We start from the raw sequence: 20313 nt of genomic DNA, 5'->3' as shown, positions 1-20313 counted from the left end.
GACGCGCTGAAACAAGGAGTTAGAGAAAATAAGCGTTCAGTCGTGAACGCGTTTTGCTCTAGGATTGGCCGTGTTGCGGGTCAACTCATCGGCCTCTTGAAACGGCGCGATTTTAGAGCAGGAATAGTGTGATTCGAGCCAGCCTCTCCTCTATCGCGGAGAATTGGGCCGAAGTCAGGGCAGCATAAGGACCGACGACGTGTCTTCATCCATTCAAGAACTGATCGAAACCAGCCTGAAGACAGCGCTGGTGCCAGAGCGTCTTATCGTGCTCGACGAATCGGCCGCTCATGCCGGCCATGCCGGTCATCGTGAGGGTGGCGAAAGTCATTTCCGGGTGCGGATTGTCTCGCCGCATTTCAGCGGGCGCAGCCGTGTCGATCGCCACCGCCTGGTCAACGAGGCCCTCAAGCCGGCCTTTGCGCGAGGCGTTCATGCCCTGGCAATCGAAGCCAGCGCACCGGGCGAACCGGTGCGCTGGTAAGACCTGTCGTCGATCGTCAGTTGGAGGCGATCGAGCCGGTGAAGATATCCGGCATCGGCGTGAAGCTAGCGACGCGTAGCGGCTTCACCGCGGCGCCGGTAAACTTGTCGGCCCGCAGATCCTGATAGGCCGCCACACCGAAGCGCACCACCACCGTCTTGGACGGCGCCGCAATCAGCGAAGCCGTGGCACGGAGGTCAGGCTTGACCAATGTCGCCTGCTGCTTGTTGCGGGCGGCGGAGACCGGCGCCGACAGCGAAGCGAAGTTCTGCTTCTCGAAGCGCGTCGCGATCAGGGCCGGCCGCGGCGGGCGGGCTGTGTTGGTCACGGGCGCCGGATCGGCAAAGCCGAGTGCGCGCTGCGACTGGCGGTTGGCGCTACGCTTCATAAAGCCTTCGCTGCCCTGCGAAAGGTCGGCGAAGATCGGCGGCTTGGGGTCGAGCACCGGCCGCGTCACCGGCACCGGTGGCGGGGTATCCAGGGATGCGAGCTGCACGGGGGCCGCCTGGCTCTCCTCGGCCGCTGTGCCCGGACGCAGAGGCGGCAGTGGTACATTGGCAGCCATTTCGCCACCCGCCCCATTCGGCCCGGTCTGCCACATCATGCGCGGACCGGTATCGGCCGAGGCAAGCTGCGCTGCCGCGGCATCTGCCCCCTGAGCGGCATTGATGTCGCTGGGACGGCGTTCGGGCAGCGGCACGGGCGCCATGCGGCGCGGCGAAATCGCCAGTTCATCAGCCATCGCCATCTGCTGCATTGCCGGCAGTTGCGCTGCCGGAGCGGGCTGAGGTGGCACGGCCGGTATACGGGCGCTGGCACGCGTGGTCGGCGCATAGGCTTGCGCCATCTGGGTCGGCGGTGGCGCACTGTTGCTGCGAGAACCGAACAGGGCCGCGAAGAAACCGCCGCCGCTGCTAGATCCGCCGGCATCATCCTCGCCGACGCTGCCACCGGCGGTACCGCCATTGCGGCGAATTTCGTTCATTGCCAGCTGATAGCCGGCCATCGGTCGGCCATCGGAAGGCACCAGCACCGTCTTGCCATCGGGGAAGACGGAAGCGAGTTCGCTGCGCGACATGCGCGGCCACATGCGCACGCCGCCCGAATCCATATGGACGAAGGGCGAACCGGAAGACGGATAGAAACCCACGCCGCCGCGCTGCAGGCGCAGACCGGCCACACGCAGCTTGGACAGGGACACGCCGGGGATGAAATAGTCGACGGCCTTGCCGAGCGTATGCTGGCTGAACTTGGCAACGCCGCGCGAACGCCGGCGCAGCATGTTGTTGGTGCCGGGCGATCGGTAGCCGCCGATGACGTTGATGGGCTGGCTGGCACCGACCTGGCGATAGACCAGCCAGAGCGTGTCCATCGTTCGAGGATCCATGCGCGTAGGCTGGTTCAGGCGCCAGTCGCGAAAGAACCAGTCGAGCTGCTTCAGCGCAGCGGAATCATAGGAGCCGTTGCGCTTGAAGGTGATGTTGATGGTCTCGCCCGTATGCACATGGCGCATATAGAGCGAGCGGGTATCGCCATTGGCAATCGCGTCCTGCGTCGGCCCGACCAGAACCGTCGCCATCACGGTGGATGCGAGGGTAATGGCCAGAATGCGACCGGTACGCGAAACTTTGATCCGGGGCAAAAGGCTGATTGGATTCTGCACGATTAACACTCTCGGCAAACAGGCGAGGGAACCAGCACGGAGCGTATTTCCACAAATGGGACGCTCAGCGCCAGGTCCGGATTGCCGGAGTCTTGCCGAGATTGGTTAAAGCACCGTTGATGCACCGTTCGACCCCTAATATCTAGCCGTTGAAACCGGCCTTGGGAGTGGCCTTTTGCTTGGGAAACGTGGCAAAAAGACGAACGCGGGCTGGCCTAAGCCAACCCTTACCAAACATGGTAAATCGTTGCATAACAGATTTCAGCCGGGAAGGCCAAGCGCCGAAATCACCTTCCGGTCATATCCGTAGATGTCATTGAGGCGCTGCAATTCACCATCACCGTCCACATAAGCGGTGAAATAAGCGATGTGGACCGGAATTTTCCTCTCCAAATCAATGCGCTGTTCGTCTCCGCCCTGCAGACCGCGGACGCGGTCCTCGGTCCAACCATTGCCCATTACCAGCTCGGCAAATTTATAGGGGTTATCCACACGCACGCAGCCATGGCTGAAGGCCCGTTCGTCGCGCGAGAACAGGGTGCGCTGCGGCGTGTCGTGCAGATAGACCGAGAAATTGTTCGGGAACATGAACTTGATGAAGCCGAGCGCGTTGCGCTCGCCCGGCGGCTGGCGCACCTGCATCTGACCGCCGACATAGCTCACCTCATAGCCACGGCGCTCGAGATAGCCGGGGTCCTGGGCGAGCTTGGGCATATATTCCTTCTTGATGATCGACTGCGGCACGTTCCAGGACGGATTGACCACCACGAAGCTCATCGTGTCCGAGAAGACCGGCGTCGGTGTATTGGCCTTGCCAACCACCACCCGCGCCTCGTAGCTCAGCACGCCGTCCTTGGTGAACCACACCTTGTATTCGGGAACGTTCACGAAGACGTTGGTCAGGCCCATGTCGTGAGGAAGCCAGCGCCAGCGCTCCATATTGGCGATGATCTCGCTTTCCGCATTGGTGCGCGGCTGGCGCAGCGCCGCGTTGAGGGCGACCACAGTGGCCGGCCCCAGCGTACCGCTGGCCTTGAGATTGCGGGCAGCCTGGAACTCGCGCACCGCCGCCTGCAGCGCGTCGTCATAGACGTCGCTGTCGGCATCGCTGGCCGTCAGGCCAAGGCGCGTACGCAGCACCGCCACGCGCGTGTCGGTCATGCCCACCTTGAGCGTAGGACCGGCGGGCACCATCGGCAGGACGGCTTCGGCAGCAGCGGCACTGGCGGCCCTGACATCGGCCAGCTTCTGCTTCAGCGCCAGATATTGCGGCGAGACCGGGTTGTACCCTTCGAGCACTGTAACCGGATCAGAGGCGATCGCCACCGATGCGAGCGCCGCAACCGGGTCGGGCATGTTGGGGGCCTTGGCGATGTCGCGGCTGATCTGCCTGGTGTCGACCCGGCCCGAGGAGGCCTGGCGGACATAAGTGAGGATGGCCGCGCTCAGCGCGATCTCAGCATCGGCCTGGGCATCGGCGCTCGCGCCGCTCAGGCTGTCGAGCCCGGAAACCCGGAAGGCCGCGGCGTCGAGACCGTCCTCGCTGGCGCGGTTCATGCGATCGACCAGCGCCTTGGCGGTGGGGGTGAGCACTCCATTGTCGATCCAGAGCGGCACAGCGCCGCGCAGAGCATAGAAATCGCTGATGGCCTGCGCATCGGCGCCGCGCTTGGCGGCGTAATCGGCCAGCCTGGCGGAAAGGTTGAGGGTAATCGCGGCAGGTGCGGCAGATGGCGCGGGGGCGGGCGCACTGGCCTCCGCCGGCGGCACGGGCTCGGCCTTCGGTTCGACCTTGGGCTTGGCCTGTGTCTCGGCCGGCACGGCAGCCGGGATTTCCGGCGTCGGAGCAGTTGCGGGCGCAGGCTGTCCGGCCGGTGAGGCTGTGGCCACGGACTGGGAGTCCCCCGGCGCGGCCGGGGCCGCCTCTTCCTTGGAAGGTGTTGCCGAGATCGAGGACGGCGTATCGGGAGCCACTGCCGTCTCGGCCGGTTTGGGTGCCATTTCGACAGGGGCCGGCACTGGCACCGGGCCGACCGGCGCGGGTGCAAGGGTCGCAGTGGAGGCCGGCGCACTCTCCGGCTTGACATGCTGCACGCTCATCCGCTCTTGCGGCGAAGCGGCGGCAGGCGCGGTCTGCGGCGTCGCCGGTGCGAAGGCGCTCTGCTTTTCACCGGCGCTCAGGCCGGGAACCACGGGCGTTTCGGCGGCGGACACAGGGCTATTAGGCGTATGGCTGTCTTGGGCATAGGCCGGGAGCAAAAGGGCGCTCAAGCTCAAAGCCAGAGCAACCGAACTCAACAAATTAGCGCGGTAACTCATAAGATTCCTCAATCCCGGCGCGAATTATCCGAACGCCGCCTGCAATAATGTGGATAGTGCCGAGTACCATGCCAGATTCAAGACAAATTCTGGTGTGCGAACAATCACGCGGCCTGGTGGGACTCGTTCAATTCACCGGCTCTCACGCCGATCGTGGCTTCGTCAAGCCCTAGTTCCTTGAGCTTGCGATAAAGCGTGGATCGCCCGATGCCGAGCTTGCGCGCGACCTCGGTCATCTGTCCGCGATGATGGCGGATGGCGAATTTCAGCATGTCCGTTTCCAGCGATTCCAGCGTGCGAACATCTCCCCGTGCATCGAGCATGGTCATGGTGTGGGGTTCGCGCACCGTGATGATCTCGCGCAACGGCGACCCGGTGATCATGGCCGGGCCGATATGAACCGGCTTGGGCGGCAGCAGCGGTGCAGAGGGGATGCGCACATCGAAGCCATCCACGCGGGCGGCGATCTGAGGCAGATCGGGCACGCCGATCTCGTCGCCCTCGGCGAGGATCACGGCGCGATACATCGCGTTTTCGAGCTGGCGCACATTGCCGGGCCAGTCATAGGCGGTGAGCAGCGCCACGGCCTCGGCGCTGATGCTGCGTACGGCCCTGCCCTCCTCGGCCCCGAAGCGGGCGAGAAAATGCCAGGCGAGATCGGCAACGTCCTCGCGCCTTACCCGCAGCGCCGGCAGCATGATCGGGAAGACATGGAGGCGGTAATAGAGATCTTCGCGGAACAGCCCCGCCTTGACCAGGTCGATCAGGTTGCGGCTGGTCGAGGAGATCAGCCGGAAATCCGTGCGCACCGCCCGCCGGGCCCCAAGCGGCTCGATCTCGCCGCTGCGCAGCGCGTCGAGCAGCTTGACCTGCAAAGCGAGCGACAATTCGCCGACATTGTCGAGGAAGAGTGTGCCGCCATGGGCCTCCGCCAGCTTGCCGGCCTGCTTGTCGACAGCGCCGGCTGCGTTCTTGTCCTGGCCGAACAGGATGCGCTCGGCCTCCTCCTCCGGCAGGGTACCGCAATTGACGGCCACGAAGGGCCGGCCGCGGCGCTCGCCGCCGCCATGGATCGCTTGGGCCACCATCTGCTTGCCGGTGCCGGCCTCGCCCTCGATAAGCACGGGAATGGTCGAGCCGGCGGCCTTTTCGGCAAGGCGCACCACCCGCTCCATCTCCGGGCCGCGCGCGACCAGATCCTTCAGGCCGAGCTGGCCCATGGCGCGCTTGGCGAGCACGCGCACTTCGCGTTCCAAGGCACGATGCTTGAGGGCATTGCGGATCGAGGCCTGCAGGCGCTCGGCGCCGACAGGCTTGACCACGAAATCGGCCGCACCCGCCTTCATCGCCGAGATCACGGCATCGATGGAGCCGTGGGCCGTCTGCACGATCACTGGAACCTGCAGGCCGCGGGCGCGCATGCGTCCGAGCACACCCATGCCGTCGAGATCGGGCATCACCAGATCCAGCACGAGGAGATCGATCTTGCCGCCTTCGAGTTCGCGCAACGCCGCTTCGCCGCTGTCGACAAGGCGGGCGTGATAGCCAAAACGCCTCACCATGGCCTCCAGAAGCCGGCATTGCACCGGATCATCGTCGGCGATCAGAACAGTCGAGCCCATCAATCCCCCGTCCCATTTCATTCGGTGCAGCGATCGGATGCCGATCCCTGCCGAAGCCCCGGCACCACCGCGTCAGCGCAAGGTACCCTGTGGCCAGGCCTCGCAATTTCACCCGGGCGAAGCGCCCTGTGTGCCGTTTCGGATCATCTAGGAGCAGAAGCGTGAAGGACTGCTTAACGACGTTGGATGAAAGTTACATTCCACTGAGACGGTTGAAACCGCGGCCGCGAACGGCGATATGTGGGACCATCACGGGGCCGCGTCGCCGGCCCGGCAATGGCGTTTGGCGACTTGGCGGCAACGACAGGAATCGCAAGGACGCGTCGAACCAAAGAGCCGGGGCACGCAAGCGTTCAGGCCTGAACGCGCCTTGCCCCAGGCAGTGTTTCCCGACGAGGCCCATGGATGGACCTCGTCGGGAAACACTGCAAATATTTGATATCTTGCGGTCTCAAGGAGTTTTCATGGCCGGCAAATCTTTTTCCGCATCCTCCGGTTCCGCCTCGTCGGAGACCGCCAGGGCCGATTCGCAGGAGACCAAGGCCGACCGGAAGGGCAGCGAGCTCGGCCGGTTGCCGGAATGGAATCTCGCCGATCTCTATCCGGGCATCGATTCGCCGGAAATCACCGCCGATCTCGACAAGGGCCTTGCCGACTGCCTGGCCTTCGAAGAGGGCAACAAGGGCAGGCTCGCCGAGATCCTGGCCGGCAAGGACGGCGCCATCAACCTCTCCGCCATCATCAAGACCTATGAGGGCATCGAGGACAGGCTCGGACGCATCGCCTCCTTCGCCGGCCTCGTCTACGCCGGCGACACCACAGACCCCGCCCGCGCCAAATTCTATGGCGACGTGCAGGACAAGCTGACCACGGCCTCCTCCCACCTGCTGTTCTTCACGCTGGAGCTCAACCGCATCGACGACGGTGCCTTGGCCGAGGCGGTCAAGGACGAGGCGCTCGCCCATTGGAAGCCCTGGCTGGACGATATCCGTATCGAGAAGCCCTATCAGCTCGAGGATCGCGTCGAGCAATTGTTCCACGACAAGTCGGTGACCGGTCGCGGGGCCTGGAACCGCCTGTTCGACGAAACGATCTCGGGCTTGCGCTTCAGGGTTGAGGACAGCCAAGAGCTGACGCTGGAGCCGACCCTGAACCTGCTCCAGGACCCCTCCCCCGCCAAGCGCGAGAAGGCGGCTCACGCCCTAGCCCGCACCTTCAAGGACAATCTCAGGCTGTTCACCCTGATCACCAACACCCTGGCCAAGGACAAGGAGATCTCGGACCGCTGGCGTGGCTTCGAGGATGTCGCCGATTCGCGCCATCTGTCGAACCGGGTCGAGCGCGAAGTGGTCGATGCCCTGGTCTCGGCGGTGCAGGAAGCCTATCCGCGCCTGTCGCATCGCTATTACCGCCTCAAGGCCAAATGGTTCGGGCTCGACCAGCTCAACCACTGGGACCGCAACGCGCCGCTGCCCAAGGTCGAGAGCACCCCGATCAAGTGGGAGGACGCGCGCGGCACCGTGCTCGAGGCCTATGCCGGTTTCTCGCCGCGTATGGCCGGCATCGCCCAGCGCTTCTTCGACGAATACTGGATCGACGCACCCGTCCGCCCCGGCAAGGCACCCGGCGCCTTCGCCCACCCGACCGTGCCCTCCGCCCATCCCTATGTACTGCTCAACTATCAGGGCAAGACGCGCGACGTGATGACGCTCGCCCATGAATTGGGCCATGGCGTCCATCAGGTGCTGGCGGGCCATAACGGCGCGCTGATGGCGCCGACGCCGCTGACTCTGGCCGAAACAGCCTCGGTGTTCGGCGAGATGCTGACCTTCCGCGCCTTGCTGGCCCAGGCCGCCACGCCCGCGCAGAAGAAGGCCATGCTCGCCGCCAAGGTGGAGGACATGATCAACACGGTGGTGCGCCAGATCGCCTTCTATTCCTTCGAGCGCAAGGTGCATGTCGAGCGCCGCCAGGGCGAGTTGACCGCCGACCGCCTCGGCGAGATCTGGCTGTCGGTTCAAGAGGAAAGCCTCGGATCCGCCATCAAGATCGGGCCGGGCTACGAGACCTTCTGGACCTACATCCCCCACTTCATTCATTCACCCTTCTACGTCTACGCCTACGCCTTCGGCGATTGCCTGGTGAACTCGCTCTACGCCGTCTACGAGAAGGCCCATGAGGGCTTTGCCGAACGCTATCTCGCCATGCTGGCGGCCGGCGGCACCAAGCACCATTCCGAACTGCTTGCCCCCTTCGGCCTCGATGCCCGCGATCCCGCTTTCTGGCAGATCGGGCTCAATCTGATCGAGAGCATGATCGTGGAGCTTGAAGGGATGGAATGAGGTTTTCGGCTGAGGCATGCCATTGGCATGCCTCAGCCGGCAGCAATAGCCTCCAGTTCCACCAGCCAGCCCGGCTCCAACGTGCCGACCACGATCGCCATGGTGGGGATGCTGCGGGCGCCCAGGGCTTTGAGCCGCGCCGCCTGATTGGCCTCGGCAAAGGCTGTGTCGGTGAGATAGCTGGTGACGCGCACGAGATTGTCGACCGTCATGCCGGCTTCGGCGAGGATGCACCGGATGTTGGACCACAGCCATTCGAGCTGTTCCTCCAGGCTGCCGGGCACCCGGCCATCTGGATCGAGGCCCATGGTTCCGCTGAAGAAAAGCAGACGCTGCATTCCCATCACTTCCATGGCGTGAACATAGTCAGGCGTTGCCCCATAGATGCCGTTATTGGGGTTTCGTACGATCATTTGCATGGTTTTTCTCCCTCGGCGAGCGTATGTTGAACAGAACGATCTTCGAGGAAAAGAGCTTTTTGCCGAATGAAATCAAAAACGAAGGATCTTCAGCCGAATGAACGGGCGGACCGTTCCCTCGATGATTTCGACCGAAAGATCTTAGGCGCCTTGAGCGTCGACGCGCGCCAGACCTATGCCGAGATCGGCCAGAGCGCCGGGCTTTCCGCACCGGCCGTGCACGAACGCGTCAAGCGCTTGCGCGAAGCCGGCGTGCTCAAGGGCTCGACGGCCGTGCTCGACGCCCAGGCCATCGGCAAGCCCTTCCTCGCCTTCGTGCATGTCGACACAGAAGGCTGGGGCAAGAGCGAGCGCATGATGACGCTGCGCCGCTTTCCCGAGGTGGAGGAAATGCATTCGGTGGCGGGCGATACCGGCGTGATCATGAAGGTGCGCACCCGAAACGCCCGGGCGATGGAGCATTTCCTCTCCCAGCTTTATGTCCTGCCTGGCGTCAGGGGGACCAAGAGCTATGTGGTGCTCTCCACCTATCTGGAACGAGCGATCCAGCCTCTGGCCACCGAGAATTGGCCCGAGATCCCGCTTCCGCCGGCCTAGGTCCGATCTCCGACGCTCCTGGGCAACGTCCGCCTGCCCGCAATGCCCGCGCAATCCGCCCCCCCTAGGTTGCGCCCGCATTCGGGAGCCGTTCGATGATCCGCAGGAAACAATGGACCGCAAGGGCAGCCGGTTACGGGCTGCATGCCTATATCAGCGGCGTGATGCGCACCACGCGCTTCGCCCCTCTGCCTAGCGAGCAGCGGCCCTGGGAGCGGACCGATGGTTCCTTCATCGCCCTGACCTGGCATGGCCAGCAGATGCTGAGCATCGCGGCCCTGCGAGGTGCGCCGCGCACCAGCGTGCTGGTCTCGCTGCATTTCGACGGTACGGTGATCGCCACGGCGCTGGCGCGCGCCGGCTATGGCACCATTCGCGGCTCCGGCACCCAGACCCGCGCCAAGATTCGGGGCAAATGTGGCATCCCGGCCTTCCTGGCGATGCGCCAGGCGCTGGAGACAGGCACCAACGTACTGATGACGGCCGACGTGCCCAAGGTCGCGCGGGTGGCCGGCAAGGGCGCGGTGCAACTGGCCCGGGCGACCGGGCGGCCGATCTTCCTCTTCGCGGCGGTGACCAGTGCGCGGATCGACCTCGACAATTGGGATAAGGCCAGCGTGGTGCTGCCTTTCGGGCGCGGCTGCGTGCTGTGGTCGGAAGCCCTCGCCGTACCCGGCGATGCTGATGCTGAGGAAATCGATGCGATCAGCCATCGCATCACCGCAGGGCTCGACAGCTTGCACGCAGAGGCGCATCGGCGACTGCGTTCAGGGACCTGACGGCTCCCCTTTCGCGTTTTGGCTGGATATTGACGCGCTTTGGCGCGGCTGTGCGTTCCGAGGAGGCAGGGGACGAAGATAAGAGGCGTGGAATCTGGGCGGAAGTACCGTTCCTCCCATGGCCGAACGGCGGACGCGCGCATGGCAATTCTTCTCGGTCTGGCGGCTGCCCTATGTTGGGGTGGCACAGATTTTCTCGGCGGCGCGGCTGCACGCACGCTCGGGGTGCGCCGATCCCTATTCTTCAGCCAGGCTATCGGCTTTGCCGGCCTGTCGCCGCTGGTTTTGTTCCTGCCCACCATCCGCGGCCAGATGGCGTCGGCGCCACCACCTATGGCGCGATCACCACCTTGCTGTCGCTGGCGACCGGTGAGGTGCTGCGCGGCGAAAGGCTGTCGCCGCTGCAATGGTTCGGCATCGCTGCCGCCCTCTTCGGCGTCGTCCTGCTCAGGATCGAGGGCTAGCCGGCGTCCCCGGTACCGCCGTCTCATTCCGGCGCAGGGGCGACCAGCCGAGCGTCATGCCCGCGGCCGCGACCAGGATGGCGCCGGCACCAACCATTTGCAGCCAGTCCAGGCGATGGCCGAAGGCGACGAAGTCGACCAGGATCGCCACCACGGGATAGATGAAGGAGAGCGCGCCGGTGAGGCTGGTCGGTAATTTCTGGATGGCACCATAGAGCAGGATATACATCAGCCCGGTATGGACGACGCCGAGCGTGCCCAAAATCGCCCAGGTCTGCTCCCCCGTGGGCGGATGGGCCAGGCTGGCGAGCGGAGCCAGCATCAGGGTGCCGACGATCACCTGGATGAGGGCTATCAGATGCGGCGGCACCCCCTTGAGTTTCTTGGCGACCAGGGCCGCGATCGCATAGAAGAAGGCGGCGCCGAGCGCCAGGCCGATGCCGACCAGGTAACCGGTCCCGGCGGCCCCGCTTTTGGCCTGCACGATGCCGAGCATGCCGGCAAAGGCGAGGCCGAGCCAGAACAGCTTGGACGCCGTCAGCTTCTCCGAGAAGAACAGCACGCCGAACCCCACCAGCATGAAAGGCTGGGTGTTGTAGACGGCGGTGGCAATCGAGATCGAGGCGCGCGGATAGGCGGCGAACAGCATCAGCCAATTCGCCACGATGGCGACGCCGCCGATCACGGCGAGCCCGATCTGCCGCACTGTGATGACATCGCGCCTGTAGAGGCCAAGCCCCAGGCAGATCAAGGCGAGCGTTCCTGCCCCGAACAGGCAGCGCCAGAACACTACGTCGATGACGGGCTGGCCCGACAGGATGACGAACCAACCGATCGTCCCCGATATGATCATGGCCGCCGTCATTTCGGCCGTTCCGCGGAGCTTGTCCATGGCATCTACCTCTCAATGGAGGCTCAATTCTATTCGGGCTCTTTGCGAATTTATATGGAACGGATAAGGTTGAATATGGCATCCTCCTAAATTACGAAGGAAAAATAACGGATCGACATCATGCTTGATGAAGTGGACAAACGCATCGTCGACATCCTGGTCGAGAATGCCCGTATCTCGCTGAAGGAATTGGCGGGCCGGGTGAACCTGTCCTCTCCCAGCACCTCCGAGCGTCTCAAGCGCCTGGAGGAGCGCGGCGTAATCCGGGCCTTTACCGTGGACGTCGATCCGCACGCCCTCGGCTATACACTACAGGCGATCGTGCGCATCCGCCCCCTGCCCGGCCAGTTGCAGCGGGTGCAGGGCCTGATCGAGGAGATCCCGGAATTCTCCGAATGCGACAAGGTCACCGGCGACGACTGCTTCGTCGCTCGGCTGCATCTGCGCTCGATCGAGCAGCTCGACGAGATCCTCGACCGCCTGATCGACAAGGCCGAGACCAACACCGCCATCGTCAAGGCGCAACCGGTGAAGCGGCGCCTGCCGCCGCTGTGAAGGACGCCTCATCGCGGCGAAATCACCGCAAGAACAGCAGCGTGCCGGTCGCCACCAGCAGCAGCCAGGCGACGCCGTCCCATTCCGTCAGCGAGGAGGATGGCGCTCGGCGGCGCGCGCCAAGAGCCGCCATCACCTGCAACAGCGCGAGGAAGGTGAGCAGAACGGCAAAGGTCGGCGCAAAGGCCTTCGAGCCGGAAGCCGCCAGCAAAGCCGCGAACAGGACTTCGGCGGCAAAGACGTGAATGGTTACTCTGGATACGAGGTCCAGTTTTCTCGAGACTGAATTCGACATGATAGGAGCAGTTCTGAAAATACCTTGTTCTCGCGCCGGCACGCAAAGCATTCGGCCGCGCGAAGGAAGAAACGGTGTCATCTTGCCCCGCGACGATTGTCCGACGAGGCTGACATCCAAGGCATTTTACGAAATATAGAGTATACTTCACAAATAAATATTGTGTATTGTTTTGAGTGCGACACGTAAACAAGGTATAAGGATGCAGACCTTGCTTCACGCGGGCGGCGCAATTCCTGGGGCCACAGGCGTCTCGCCCATAGGCACCAACTCAACGGTGGAGCGAGGAGGCGGGTGGTGTTGCACCTCTCGCCTTAAGTTACACCTATGGGCGTGACGCCCGCAGTCCCAAAGGCTCAATCGCAGCGAAGCAAGGACGGCGGCGTGCCGATCTCGGAAACCACCGGCTCGAAGCGGCGGGTTTTTGGGTCGCGTACCAGGAGATGGCCGGAAGCGATGCCGAAATAAGCACCGTGGAGCTGTAATTCCCCGGCATCCACGCGCCGGCGCACGCTGCCGAAGGTCGTCAGATTGGCAAGGCTCTGCTCCACTGCGGCAAGGCCAAGCCGAGTGATATAATCCTCGGACGGCGTCTCGCCAGGGTCCTCCAGCGTATCCACCGCCGGGGCGATGATCGACATCCATTTGCCGATGAAATCCCCCGAAGAAAGCGGCGCGCGCTTTTCGGCAAAGGAACGGATGCCGCCGCAACTGGCGTGGCCCATGATGACGATGTGCTTGACCTTGAGCGCCTCGACCGCAAATTCCAGCGCGGCGCTGGTGCCATGGAACTGGCCGCCCGCCTCATAAGGCGGCACGATATTGGCGACGTTGCGCACCACGAAGAGTTCGCCCGGCCCCGCATCGAAGATCACCTCCGGCGAGACACGCGAGTCGCAGCAGCCGATCACCAGGACTTCCGGGCTCTGCCCTGTGGCCGCCAGGGTCTCATAGCGTTGGCGTTCCCGGGAAAAGCGGTCGCCGAGGAAGGACTTGTAGCCGGCTATGAGACTGTCGGGGAACATGGAATCTCCTCGGAACGCGGACATCTCAGCGACATGTTCGCATGTCGCGATGTCCGCTCTTGGGCGTTGACGAATGCGGCAAGAGACGAGGACCGAAAGAGAGGCGAGACGGCCCTCTCTACGAGATGCCGCCATGCCCTCAATATCGGAAGAGCGGGCAGAGCCCGCACTCCCAGGGTTACGCCGCCAAATTGCGCAGCACGAACTGCAGGATGCCGCCGTTCTTGAAGTAGTCGAGCTCGTCCAGCGTATCGATGCGGCAGAGCAGCGGCACCTTGACGACCTTGCCGTCGGCGAAGCTGATCTCGGCCTCGATGGTGGCGCGCGGCTTGATCGTCTCGATCCCTTCGATCGTCACCATCTCGTCGCCCTTCAGGCCGAGCGTCTGCCAGGAGGTGCCTTCGGCGAAGGTGAAGGGCACCACGCCCATGCCGACCAGGTTGGAGCGATGGATGCGCTCGAAGCTTTGGGCGATCACGGCGCGCACGCCGAGCAACTTGGTGCCCTTGGCCGCCCAGTCACGCGATGAGCCGGTGCCATACTCCTTGCCGGCGAACACCACCAAGGGCACGCCCTCGGCCTTGTAGCGCATGGCGACGTCGTAGATCGGGGCTTCCACGCCATCGGGATAATGGATGGACAGGCCCCCTTCGATACCCGGCAGCATCTGGTTCTTGATGCGGATATTGGCAAAGGTGCCACGCATCATCACCTGGTGGTTGCCGCGGCGCGTGCCGTACTGGTTGAAGTCCACCGGGCGAACCTGGTGGTCGCGCAGATATTCGCCCGCTGGGCTCGCCGCCTTGATCGAACCGGCCGGGGAGATGTGGTCGGTGGTGATCGAGTCAAGGAAGAGGCCGAGGACACGGGCCTTGTGCACATCCGTCGGCGGCACAGGCGTCTTGGTCATGCCTTCGAAATAAGGCGGGTTCTGCACATAGGTCGAACGCTCGTCCCAGGCATAGGTCTGCCCTGCTGGTGCCGAGATCTTCTGCCAGTTCTCGTCGCCCTTGAAGACGTCGGCATATTTAGACTTGAACATCGCCTGGGTGACGTATTCGTCGATCACCGCCTGGATCTCGGCGCCATCGGGCCAGATGTCGGAGAGAAAGACGGGCTTGCCGTCGCTGCCAGTGCCGAGCGGCTCCAGCGTCACGTCGACCTGGAGGGAGCCGGCCAGCGCATAGGCGACGACCAGCGGCGGCGAGGCCAGGTAGTTGGCCTTGACGTCGGGATTGACGCGTCCCTCGAAGTTGCGGTTGCCCGAGAGCACGGCCGCGGCGACGATATCACCCTTGTTGACGGCCTCCGAGATCGGCTCGGGCAGCGGGCCTGAGTTGCCGATGCAAGTGGTGCAGCCAAAGCCGACCAGGTTGAAGCCGAGGGCGTCGAGATCCTTCTGCAGGCCGGACTGGCTGAGATAGGCTTCCACCACCTGCGATCCCGGTGCGAGCGAGGTCTTGACCCAGGGCTTGGACTTCAGGCCCTTGGCCGCCGCCTTGCGGGCGAGCAGGCCGGCCGCGACCAGCACGGAGGGATTGGAGGTGTTGGTGCAGGAGGTGATGGCGGCGATCGTCACGGCGCCATGGCCGATGGCATAGTCGGTGCCAGCGACGGCCTGCGCCTTGCCGGCTTCGCCCGGCTTCTTGAACTCACCTTCCAGTGCGGCGAGGAAGCCGGTCTTGGCGTCGGAGAGCAGCACGCGATCCTGCGGGCGCTTGGGGCCGGCGAGCGAGGGCAGCACAGTGGCGAGATCGAGCTCGAGAATGTCGGTGAACACCGGATCGAAGCTCGCCGAGGTCCGGAACATACCCTGTTCCTTGGAGTAGGCTTCGACCAAAGCGATGCGATCGGCATCGCGGCCCGACTTGTCGAGATAGCGCAGCGTCTCGGCATCGACTGGGAAGAAGCCGCAGGTCGCGCCATATTCCGGCGCCATGTTGGCGATGGTGGCCTTGTCCTCCAGCGTCATGGCGTCGAGGCCCTGGCCGAAGAACTCCACGAACTTGCCGACGACGCCCTTCTTGCGCAGCATCTGGGTGACGGTGAGCACGAGGTCGGTGGCGGTGACGCCTGCCGGCAGCTTGCCGTTGAGACGGAAGCCGATCACTTCGGGGATCAGCATCGAATTGGGCTGGCCGAGCATGGAAGCTTCCGCCTCGATGCCACCGACGCCCCAGCCGAGCACGCCCAGGCCGTTGACCATGGTGGTGTGGCTGTCGGTGCCCACCAGCGTGTCGGGATAGGCGACGGTGACGCCGTCTTCTTCCTTGGTCCAGACCGTCTGGGCCAGATATTCGAGATTGACCTGGTGGCAGATGCCGGTGCCCGGCGGCACCACGCGGAAATTGTCGAAGGCCGACTGGCCCCACTTCAGGAAGCGGTAGCGCTCCTGGTTCTGCTCATATTCGCGGGCAACGTTGTTCTTGAAGGCGTCGTTGTTGCCGAAATAGTCGACAACGACGGAGTGGTCGATGACCAGATCGACCGGCACCAGCGGGTTGATCAGGGTGGGATCGCCACCCAGGGCCTTCATGGCGTCGCGCATGGCGGCGAGATCGACTACGGCCGGCACGCCGGTGAAGTCCTGCATCAGCACGCGGGCGGGGCGGAAGGCGATTTCGCGCTCGGCTTTGCCGCGATTGGTGAGGAAGGCGGCGATGGCTTCGATATCACCCTTGGAAACGCTGCGGCCATCCTCGAAACGCAGGAGGTTCTCGAGCAGGACCTTCATGGAGACCGGCAGGGCGGAAATGCCGGGAAGACCGTTCGCTTCCGCTGCTTTCAAGGAATAATAGGTATAGGTCTTCGAGCCCACCTGAAGTGTCTTGCGGGCTTTGAAGCTATCGAGAGAGGCCATGGCAGGTTCCCTGAAAAAGGCCGGGGAACGCCCCCAAGCCTATGATACGTCAGCGGAATTCGCGCTCACGAGGCGGTTTGTGCGGCGCGGTATGGTGCGTTTATAGAAGGATTCCAGTCAGGCCGCTACTGCCTATTTGACGACGTCTGCCATGCCAGGAATGCGGGGTTTGCCGCCTAAAGCGTTTTGAGATTGGACGAAATCGTCAAGAATCGCAAAGACGCGTCGAAACAAAGAATTAGAGCAAGTGAGCGTTCACGCCTGAACGCCCTTTGCTCTAGCCGACGGGGTGTGGCAGCAACAGACAAATCGGTTCAATTTTTTACGCTTTGTTAAGGCTGATCCGGGATTCCCAGGCCTGACACCACGATTCCTCGCGATTTCCGCCGTGTGACCATCGGCACGGCACGCTCGCGCCGCAATCGGCATCTACTCCGCCAACTTCAATTTTCAGACCGCGGTCGGATTTTCGATCCCGAGGATATCATGCAGCCATTTGCTCCCTTGCTTGCCAAGCTTCGCACCGAATTCCGGCACGCCTGGTTCCCCACCTTGCTGATCTGCAGCATGGTGATCCTGCATGACCTCGCCACGGGCATCCAGCACAGCGGCCTGGTGGTCGCGCTCCTGATCGCCACCTTCATCCTCGCCCGCCCCGCCATGCTGCGCCGGCGCTCGCCACTGCAGAGCTGGCGCCACAGCCTGATCTATGCCGGAACCATCCTGGTTGCGACCCTGGTCTCCCTGGGCACGCTCGACTGGCTGAAGCTGTGAGGCCGATGACGATGACGATCATGCTGCGGTAACCAGCGTCACCGCAGCATGATCCAAAGCGGGCTCTTCCAGGCCTTCAGGGCGTCGAGGAAGACCTGCAGCTTGGCAGGAAGGAAGCGCCTAGTCTGGTAGACGGCGTGCACGAAGATCTCCGGCGAAGACCAAGCCGGCAGGAGGCGTACGAGGTCGCCGCTCTCGATGCGCTCGTCGCAATAGGTCGAGGGCAGGAGACCGATGCCATGGCCCTTATAGGTGAAGGCGCTCACGGCCTGGAAGTCGCGGCTGGCGATCGGCCCGGAGACCTGGACCTTCACCGCCTTGCGGCCGCTGACCAGATGCCATTCGGCTTCGTTGTTGCGCCCGTTCATCAGGACGCAGCGATGGCGCGCGAGATCCTCCGGCCTGTCCGGCACCTCTCGATCCCTCAGATAAGCCGGCGTCGCCACGACATAGCGCACGCTCTTGCCGATGCGCTGAGCGATGATGCTGGAATCCGGCAGTTCCCCGAAACGGATGGCGACATCGACATTCTCGGCGATCAGGTCGAGAAAGACATTGGTGACGACGAGGTCGACCTGGATGTGCGGATAGGCCGTCAGGAAGGACGAGATGAAGTCGTAGAAGGGCTCCTGCCCCATGATCACCGGCACCGAGACCCGGAGCAGGCCCTCCGGCCTTCTTTGTGCCTGGACGAGGACCCGCTCGGCATCCTGGAGCTGGCCGAGCGGCTCGCTGCATTGCTGGTAATAGGCGCGCCCCTGGGCCGTGAGGGTCAATTTGCGCGTCGTGCGCTGCAGCAGCGTCACGCCCAATTGCTCCTCGAGGGCGCTCACCTTGCGGCTGACGGTGGAGACTGGCATGCCGAGCGCATGGGCGGCCCGGCTGAAGCTGCCGAACTGCGCAACCTTCACGAAAACGGCGATGTCGTTGAGATCCGCCATGTCGTTATTTTTGCATGAGTGGAAAATTGATTCCAGATATTTCCATCTAATCAAAGAACTGGCAGCGACGCACATTCCTGCCACGAGAACAAACCAACTCGTGGAGAACGCAAATGACAAACAAGGTCGTCATCGTCACCGGCGCCTCGCAGGGCATCGGTGCAGGCCTCGCCGACGCCTTCCTCGAACGCGGCTACGACGTGGTCGCAACCTCGCGGCGGGTTTCGCAGACGAACGAGATCCGGGCCTCCGATCGGCTGGCCCGTGTCGACGGCGACATCGCCGATCCCGCCACCGCGCAGCGTGTGGTGGAAACCGCGCTGGCCCGCTTCGGGCGAATCGATGCTCTGGTCAATAATGCCGGCATCTTCTTCACCAAGCCGTTCGTCGACTACACGCTGGAGGATTACCGCAGGCTCGCCGCCACCAATGTGGAAGGCTTCCTGCATCTCACCCAGGCGGTGGTACGGCAGATGCTTATCCAGAAGAGCGGCGGCAGCATCGTCAGCATCACGACGCCCCTGGCCGGCCACCCGATCGCCGGTGTCAACGCCTCCGTCGCTATGGCCACCAAGGGCGGCATCGAGGCCCTCTCCAAGAACATCGCCATGGAATATTCGCATGAGGGCGTCCGCGTGAACACGGTCGCGCCCGGTGTGGTCGACACGCCGCTCCACAAGGACAGCCCAAGGGATTTCATCAATGCCTTGTCACCCATGCCCGGCATTTCCGGTGTCGGGGAAATCGTCCAGGCGGTTCTCTTCCTGACCGAGGCTCCGCGCGTAACCGGGGAGGTGCTGCACGTCGATGGCGGCGCACATCTGGGCAAATGGTAAACTTCAGCAACGTCCCCATTGGAAAAGGCGCCGGTGCGGAGCAGCGACTTCGGGAGTTCGGCATCACCCTTCCGCCACCACCGACCCCGTTCGGCGCCTATGTCGAGGCAGTCAGAATCGGGAGGCTCATGTTTCTCAGCGGCATGCTGCCGGTGATCGATCGCAAGCCGCAATTCCTCGGACGCCTCGGCGGCGAACTGACGGTCGAGGAAGGCTACAGGGCGGCTGAACTCGCCGCCCGCAGCGCCCTTGCCGCGATCAGGGAGGAACTCGGGTCGCTCGACAAGGTGACCGGCGTCGCCAAGCTCGGCGTCTACATCGCCACGCACGGTGATTTCCGGGACCACCCGGAGGTGGCGGATGGCGCCTCCGAGCTCCTTCTCAAGGTCTTCGGCGCGGACATGCTGTCGGGCCGGGTCGTGCTCGGCGTCGCCAGCCTGCCCCTAGGGTTGCCGGTCGAAATCGAGCTCGTGGTCGAGATCGCCGATTGAGCGGCTGCCCATCGGAGCGGCGCGCTTAGGTGCCGCTCACGCTGAAACTCGCATGTGCCATGTCGAGAAAGGCCGAGAGCGCGCTTGAGACATAACCGTCGGCCCGGCGCACGAACAGCGTGTCGACCTCCGCCCGCTCGGGCGGGAGTTTGTGGATGGCAATCCTGCCCTCCTGCCAGGCGCCGGCGACCACGCTTCCCGGCAGCAAGGTGACGCCGACGCCGGCCGACACGCAGCTGATGATTGCCTCCAGCGAGCCGAATTCCAGCGGCCTTGCGGTTACGATCCCCCTCTCGGCCAGCAAGGTTTCGAGCCGCTGGCGATAGGAGCAGCCGACCTGGAAAACGATCGTCTTCAACTCCGGGACCGAGGCCAACTCGTCGGGGCTCCGAAGGTTGCGGGCGGTGACGAGGACGAGTTCCTCCCGGAAGACGACCTGCTGGTGCAATTCGGGATGGCTGACGGGGCCGGCAACAAAGGCGCCTTCGAGGCGGCAGGCGATCACTTCGTCCAGGAGCTTGCGCGTAGTGCCGGTGGTGAGGACGAGCCGGACGGCGGGATAAGCCATGGCAAATCGGCTGAGCAGGCCGGACAGCCGCAGGGCCGCCGTCGTCTCCAGACTGCCGAGGGACAGAGCGCCGCTCGGCGCGCCCTCGTCCTGCGCGGCCGTTCGGGCATCCGCCAGCAGCCTGGCGATACGGCCGACAAAAGGCAGCACACGCTGCCCCGCGGGCGTGATCGACACACCGCGCGCATGGCGCTGGAACAGACTGACGCCAAGGTCCTGCTCGAGGGTACGGATACGGGTCGTCACATTGGATTGGACAGTGTTCAGCTCCTGGGCGGCCCGGTTCATGCTGCCGAGCCGGGATACAGCTTCGAACACCCTCAGATCGGATATATCCATGCCGGTCGCATCCACTGCAAACATAGATATCTCAAATAGAGATATCTC

At 63.7% G+C, this 20313-nt stretch carries 19 protein-coding genes; 9 read left to right on the top strand and 10 right to left on the bottom strand.

The window, feature by feature from the left end:
- Positions 1-199 precede the first annotated feature (199 nt).
- Positions 200-484, top strand: coding sequence for a BolA family protein (locus tag ACN6KF_RS25230; RefSeq protein WP_434959492.1), 285 nt, complete (start codon positions 200-202; stop codon positions 482-484).
- 16 nt (positions 485-500) lie between these two features.
- Here the strand turns inward: ACN6KF_RS25230 and ACN6KF_RS25225 are convergent, their stop codons facing one another.
- From ACN6KF_RS25225 to ACN6KF_RS25215, 3 genes are all read right to left on the bottom strand, one after another.
- Positions 501-2147, bottom strand: coding sequence for a peptidoglycan L,D-endopeptidase MepK (locus ACN6KF_RS25225; RefSeq protein ID WP_434959491.1), 1647 nt, complete (start codon positions 2145-2147; stop codon positions 501-503).
- A gap of 261 nt (positions 2148-2408) precedes the next feature.
- The gene (locus tag ACN6KF_RS25220; protein WP_434959490.1) at positions 2409-4418 is read right to left on the bottom strand and encodes a L,D-transpeptidase family protein; all 2010 of its coding nucleotides are present in this window, start codon (positions 4416-4418) and stop codon (positions 2409-2411) included.
- Between the two features lie 152 nt (positions 4419-4570).
- A complete protein-coding gene (locus ACN6KF_RS25215; protein ID WP_434959489.1) occupies positions 4571-6088 on the bottom strand; it encodes a sigma-54-dependent transcriptional regulator in 1518 nt (505 codons plus the stop codon).
- A 464-nt stretch (positions 6089-6552) separates the two neighbouring features.
- Here ACN6KF_RS25215 and ACN6KF_RS25210 point away from each other — a divergent pair, with 464 nt between their 5' ends.
- On the top strand, positions 6553-8430 hold the full coding sequence (locus ACN6KF_RS25210; protein WP_434959488.1) for a M3 family oligoendopeptidase: 1878 nt from the start codon (positions 6553-6555) through the stop codon (positions 8428-8430).
- A gap of 32 nt (positions 8431-8462) precedes the next feature.
- Here ACN6KF_RS25210 and ACN6KF_RS25205 read toward each other — a convergent pair whose 3' ends face one another.
- On the bottom strand, positions 8463-8849 hold the full coding sequence (locus ACN6KF_RS25205; protein WP_434959487.1) for a RidA family protein: 387 nt from the start codon (positions 8847-8849) through the stop codon (positions 8463-8465).
- A 66-nt stretch (positions 8850-8915) separates the two neighbouring features.
- On the opposite strand from ACN6KF_RS25205, the gene ACN6KF_RS25200 reads away from it, so the two are divergent.
- The 3 genes from ACN6KF_RS25200 to ACN6KF_RS25190 all read left to right on the top strand — a co-directional run bounded on the left by ACN6KF_RS25200 (position 8916) and on the right by ACN6KF_RS25190 (position 10689).
- Positions 8916-9446 carry an Lrp/AsnC family transcriptional regulator gene (locus ACN6KF_RS25200; protein WP_434959486.1) on the top strand — a complete coding sequence of 177 codons (531 nt, stop codon included), beginning with the start codon at positions 8916-8918 and terminating at the stop codon, positions 9444-9446.
- A 95-nt stretch (positions 9447-9541) separates the two neighbouring features.
- Entirely contained in the window at positions 9542-10225 is a 684-nt protein-coding gene (locus ACN6KF_RS25195; RefSeq protein ID WP_434959485.1) for a lysophospholipid acyltransferase family protein, read from the top strand.
- Positions 10226-10398: 173 nt separating this feature from the next.
- The gene (locus ACN6KF_RS25190) at positions 10399-10689 is read left to right on the top strand and encodes a hypothetical protein (RefSeq protein ID WP_434959484.1); all 291 of its coding nucleotides are present in this window, start codon (positions 10399-10401) and stop codon (positions 10687-10689) included.
- Here ACN6KF_RS25190 and ACN6KF_RS25185 read toward each other — a convergent pair.
- Positions 10673-11581, bottom strand: coding sequence for a DMT family transporter (locus ACN6KF_RS25185; RefSeq protein WP_434959483.1), 909 nt, complete (start codon positions 11579-11581; stop codon positions 10673-10675). The genes ACN6KF_RS25190 and ACN6KF_RS25185 overlap by 17 nt on opposite strands.
- 120 nt (positions 11582-11701) lie before the next feature.
- Between ACN6KF_RS25185 and ACN6KF_RS25180 the strand changes: the two genes are divergently transcribed.
- Complete coding sequence (locus ACN6KF_RS25180) at positions 11702-12136, top strand: Lrp/AsnC family transcriptional regulator (RefSeq protein ID WP_434959482.1); 435 nt, start codon at positions 11702-11704, stop codon at positions 12134-12136.
- 22 nt (positions 12137-12158) lie between these two features.
- On the opposite strand, the gene ACN6KF_RS25175 is transcribed toward ACN6KF_RS25180, so the two are convergent.
- From ACN6KF_RS25175 to acnA, 3 genes are all read right to left on the bottom strand, one after another.
- Positions 12159-12431 (bottom strand): hypothetical protein, encoded by a 273-nt coding sequence (locus tag ACN6KF_RS25175; protein WP_434959481.1) that lies wholly within the window; start codon positions 12429-12431, stop codon positions 12159-12161.
- Positions 12432-12787: 356 nt separating this feature from the next.
- Entirely contained in the window at positions 12788-13456 is a 669-nt protein-coding gene (locus ACN6KF_RS25170) for a carbonic anhydrase (protein ID WP_434959480.1), read from the bottom strand.
- A 178-nt stretch (positions 13457-13634) separates the two neighbouring features.
- Positions 13635-16316, bottom strand: a complete 2682-nt coding sequence (gene acnA, locus ACN6KF_RS25165; protein ID WP_434959479.1) for an aconitate hydratase AcnA — start codon at positions 16314-16316, stop codon at positions 13635-13637.
- A gap of 486 nt (positions 16317-16802) precedes the next feature.
- Here acnA and ACN6KF_RS25160 point away from each other — a divergent pair, with 486 nt between their 5' ends.
- Complete coding sequence (locus tag ACN6KF_RS25160; RefSeq protein ID WP_434959478.1) at positions 16803-17090, top strand: hypothetical protein; 288 nt, start codon at positions 16803-16805, stop codon at positions 17088-17090.
- 38 nt (positions 17091-17128) lie between these two features.
- On the opposite strand, the gene ACN6KF_RS25155 is transcribed toward ACN6KF_RS25160, so the two are convergent.
- Positions 17129-18031, bottom strand: coding sequence for a LysR family transcriptional regulator (locus ACN6KF_RS25155; RefSeq protein WP_434959477.1), 903 nt, complete (start codon positions 18029-18031; stop codon positions 17129-17131).
- Between the two features lie 113 nt (positions 18032-18144).
- Here ACN6KF_RS25155 and ACN6KF_RS25150 point away from each other — a divergent pair, with 113 nt between their 5' ends.
- Together ACN6KF_RS25150 and ACN6KF_RS25145 are read left to right on the top strand one after the other, a co-directional pair.
- Positions 18145-18867 carry an SDR family NAD(P)-dependent oxidoreductase gene (locus ACN6KF_RS25150; protein WP_434959476.1) on the top strand — a complete coding sequence of 241 codons (723 nt, stop codon included), beginning with the start codon at positions 18145-18147 and terminating at the stop codon, positions 18865-18867.
- Positions 18861-19358 carry a RidA family protein gene (locus ACN6KF_RS25145; protein WP_434959475.1) on the top strand — a complete coding sequence of 166 codons (498 nt, stop codon included), beginning with the start codon at positions 18861-18863 and terminating at the stop codon, positions 19356-19358. The genes ACN6KF_RS25150 and ACN6KF_RS25145 overlap by 7 nt, the downstream gene beginning before the upstream one ends.
- A 25-nt stretch (positions 19359-19383) precedes the next feature.
- Here ACN6KF_RS25145 and ACN6KF_RS25140 read toward each other — a convergent pair whose 3' ends face one another.
- Entirely contained in the window at positions 19384-20265 is an 882-nt protein-coding gene (locus ACN6KF_RS25140; protein WP_434959474.1) for a LysR family transcriptional regulator, read from the bottom strand.
- Positions 20266-20313: the final 48 nt, after the last annotated feature.

It is taken from the genome of Labrys methylaminiphilus subsp. lupini, assembly GCF_051161885.1.
Classification (GTDB): domain Bacteria; phylum Pseudomonadota; class Alphaproteobacteria; order Rhizobiales; family Labraceae; genus Labrys.
The sequence above is the reverse complement of the archived record's forward strand: the minus strand, read 5'-3'. Positions and strand labels throughout refer to the sequence as shown.

Bases quoted from the DNA above. Each gene is read 5' to 3' on its own strand.
- ACN6KF_RS25215 (WP_434959489.1), bottom strand. From the start codon at position 6,088: ATGGGCTCGACTGTTCTGATCGCCGACGATGATCCGGTGCAATGCCGG.
- ACN6KF_RS25210 (WP_434959488.1), top strand. From the start codon at position 6,553: ATGGCCGGCAAATCTTTTTCCGCATCCTCCGGTTCCGCCTCGTCGGAG.
- ACN6KF_RS25205 (WP_434959487.1), bottom strand. From the start codon at position 8,849: ATGCAAATGATCGTACGAAACCCCAATAACGGCATCTATGGGGCAACG.
- ACN6KF_RS25200 (WP_434959486.1), top strand. From the start codon at position 8,916: ATGAAATCAAAAACGAAGGATCTTCAGCCGAATGAACGGGCGGACCGT.
- ACN6KF_RS25195 (WP_434959485.1), top strand. From the start codon at position 9,542: ATGATCCGCAGGAAACAATGGACCGCAAGGGCAGCCGGTTACGGGCTG.
- ACN6KF_RS25190 (WP_434959484.1), top strand. From the start codon at position 10,399: ATGTTGGGGTGGCACAGATTTTCTCGGCGGCGCGGCTGCACGCACGCT.
- ACN6KF_RS25185 (WP_434959483.1), bottom strand. From the start codon at position 11,581: ATGGACAAGCTCCGCGGAACGGCCGAAATGACGGCGGCCATGATCATA.
- ACN6KF_RS25180 (WP_434959482.1), top strand. From the start codon at position 11,702: ATGCTTGATGAAGTGGACAAACGCATCGTCGACATCCTGGTCGAGAAT.
- ACN6KF_RS25175 (WP_434959481.1), bottom strand. From the start codon at position 12,431: ATGTCGAATTCAGTCTCGAGAAAACTGGACCTCGTATCCAGAGTAACC.
- ACN6KF_RS25170 (WP_434959480.1), bottom strand. From the start codon at position 13,456: ATGTTCCCCGACAGTCTCATAGCCGGCTACAAGTCCTTCCTCGGCGAC.
- acnA (WP_434959479.1), bottom strand. From the start codon at position 16,316: ATGGCCTCTCTCGATAGCTTCAAAGCCCGCAAGACACTTCAGGTGGGC.
- ACN6KF_RS25160 (WP_434959478.1), top strand. From the start codon at position 16,803: ATGCAGCCATTTGCTCCCTTGCTTGCCAAGCTTCGCACCGAATTCCGG.
- ACN6KF_RS25155 (WP_434959477.1), bottom strand. From the start codon at position 18,031: ATGGCGGATCTCAACGACATCGCCGTTTTCGTGAAGGTTGCGCAGTTC.
- ACN6KF_RS25150 (WP_434959476.1), top strand. From the start codon at position 18,145: ATGACAAACAAGGTCGTCATCGTCACCGGCGCCTCGCAGGGCATCGGT.
- ACN6KF_RS25145 (WP_434959475.1), top strand. From the start codon at position 18,861: ATGGTAAACTTCAGCAACGTCCCCATTGGAAAAGGCGCCGGTGCGGAG.
- ACN6KF_RS25140 (WP_434959474.1), bottom strand. From the start codon at position 20,265: ATGGATATATCCGATCTGAGGGTGTTCGAAGCTGTATCCCGGCTCGGC.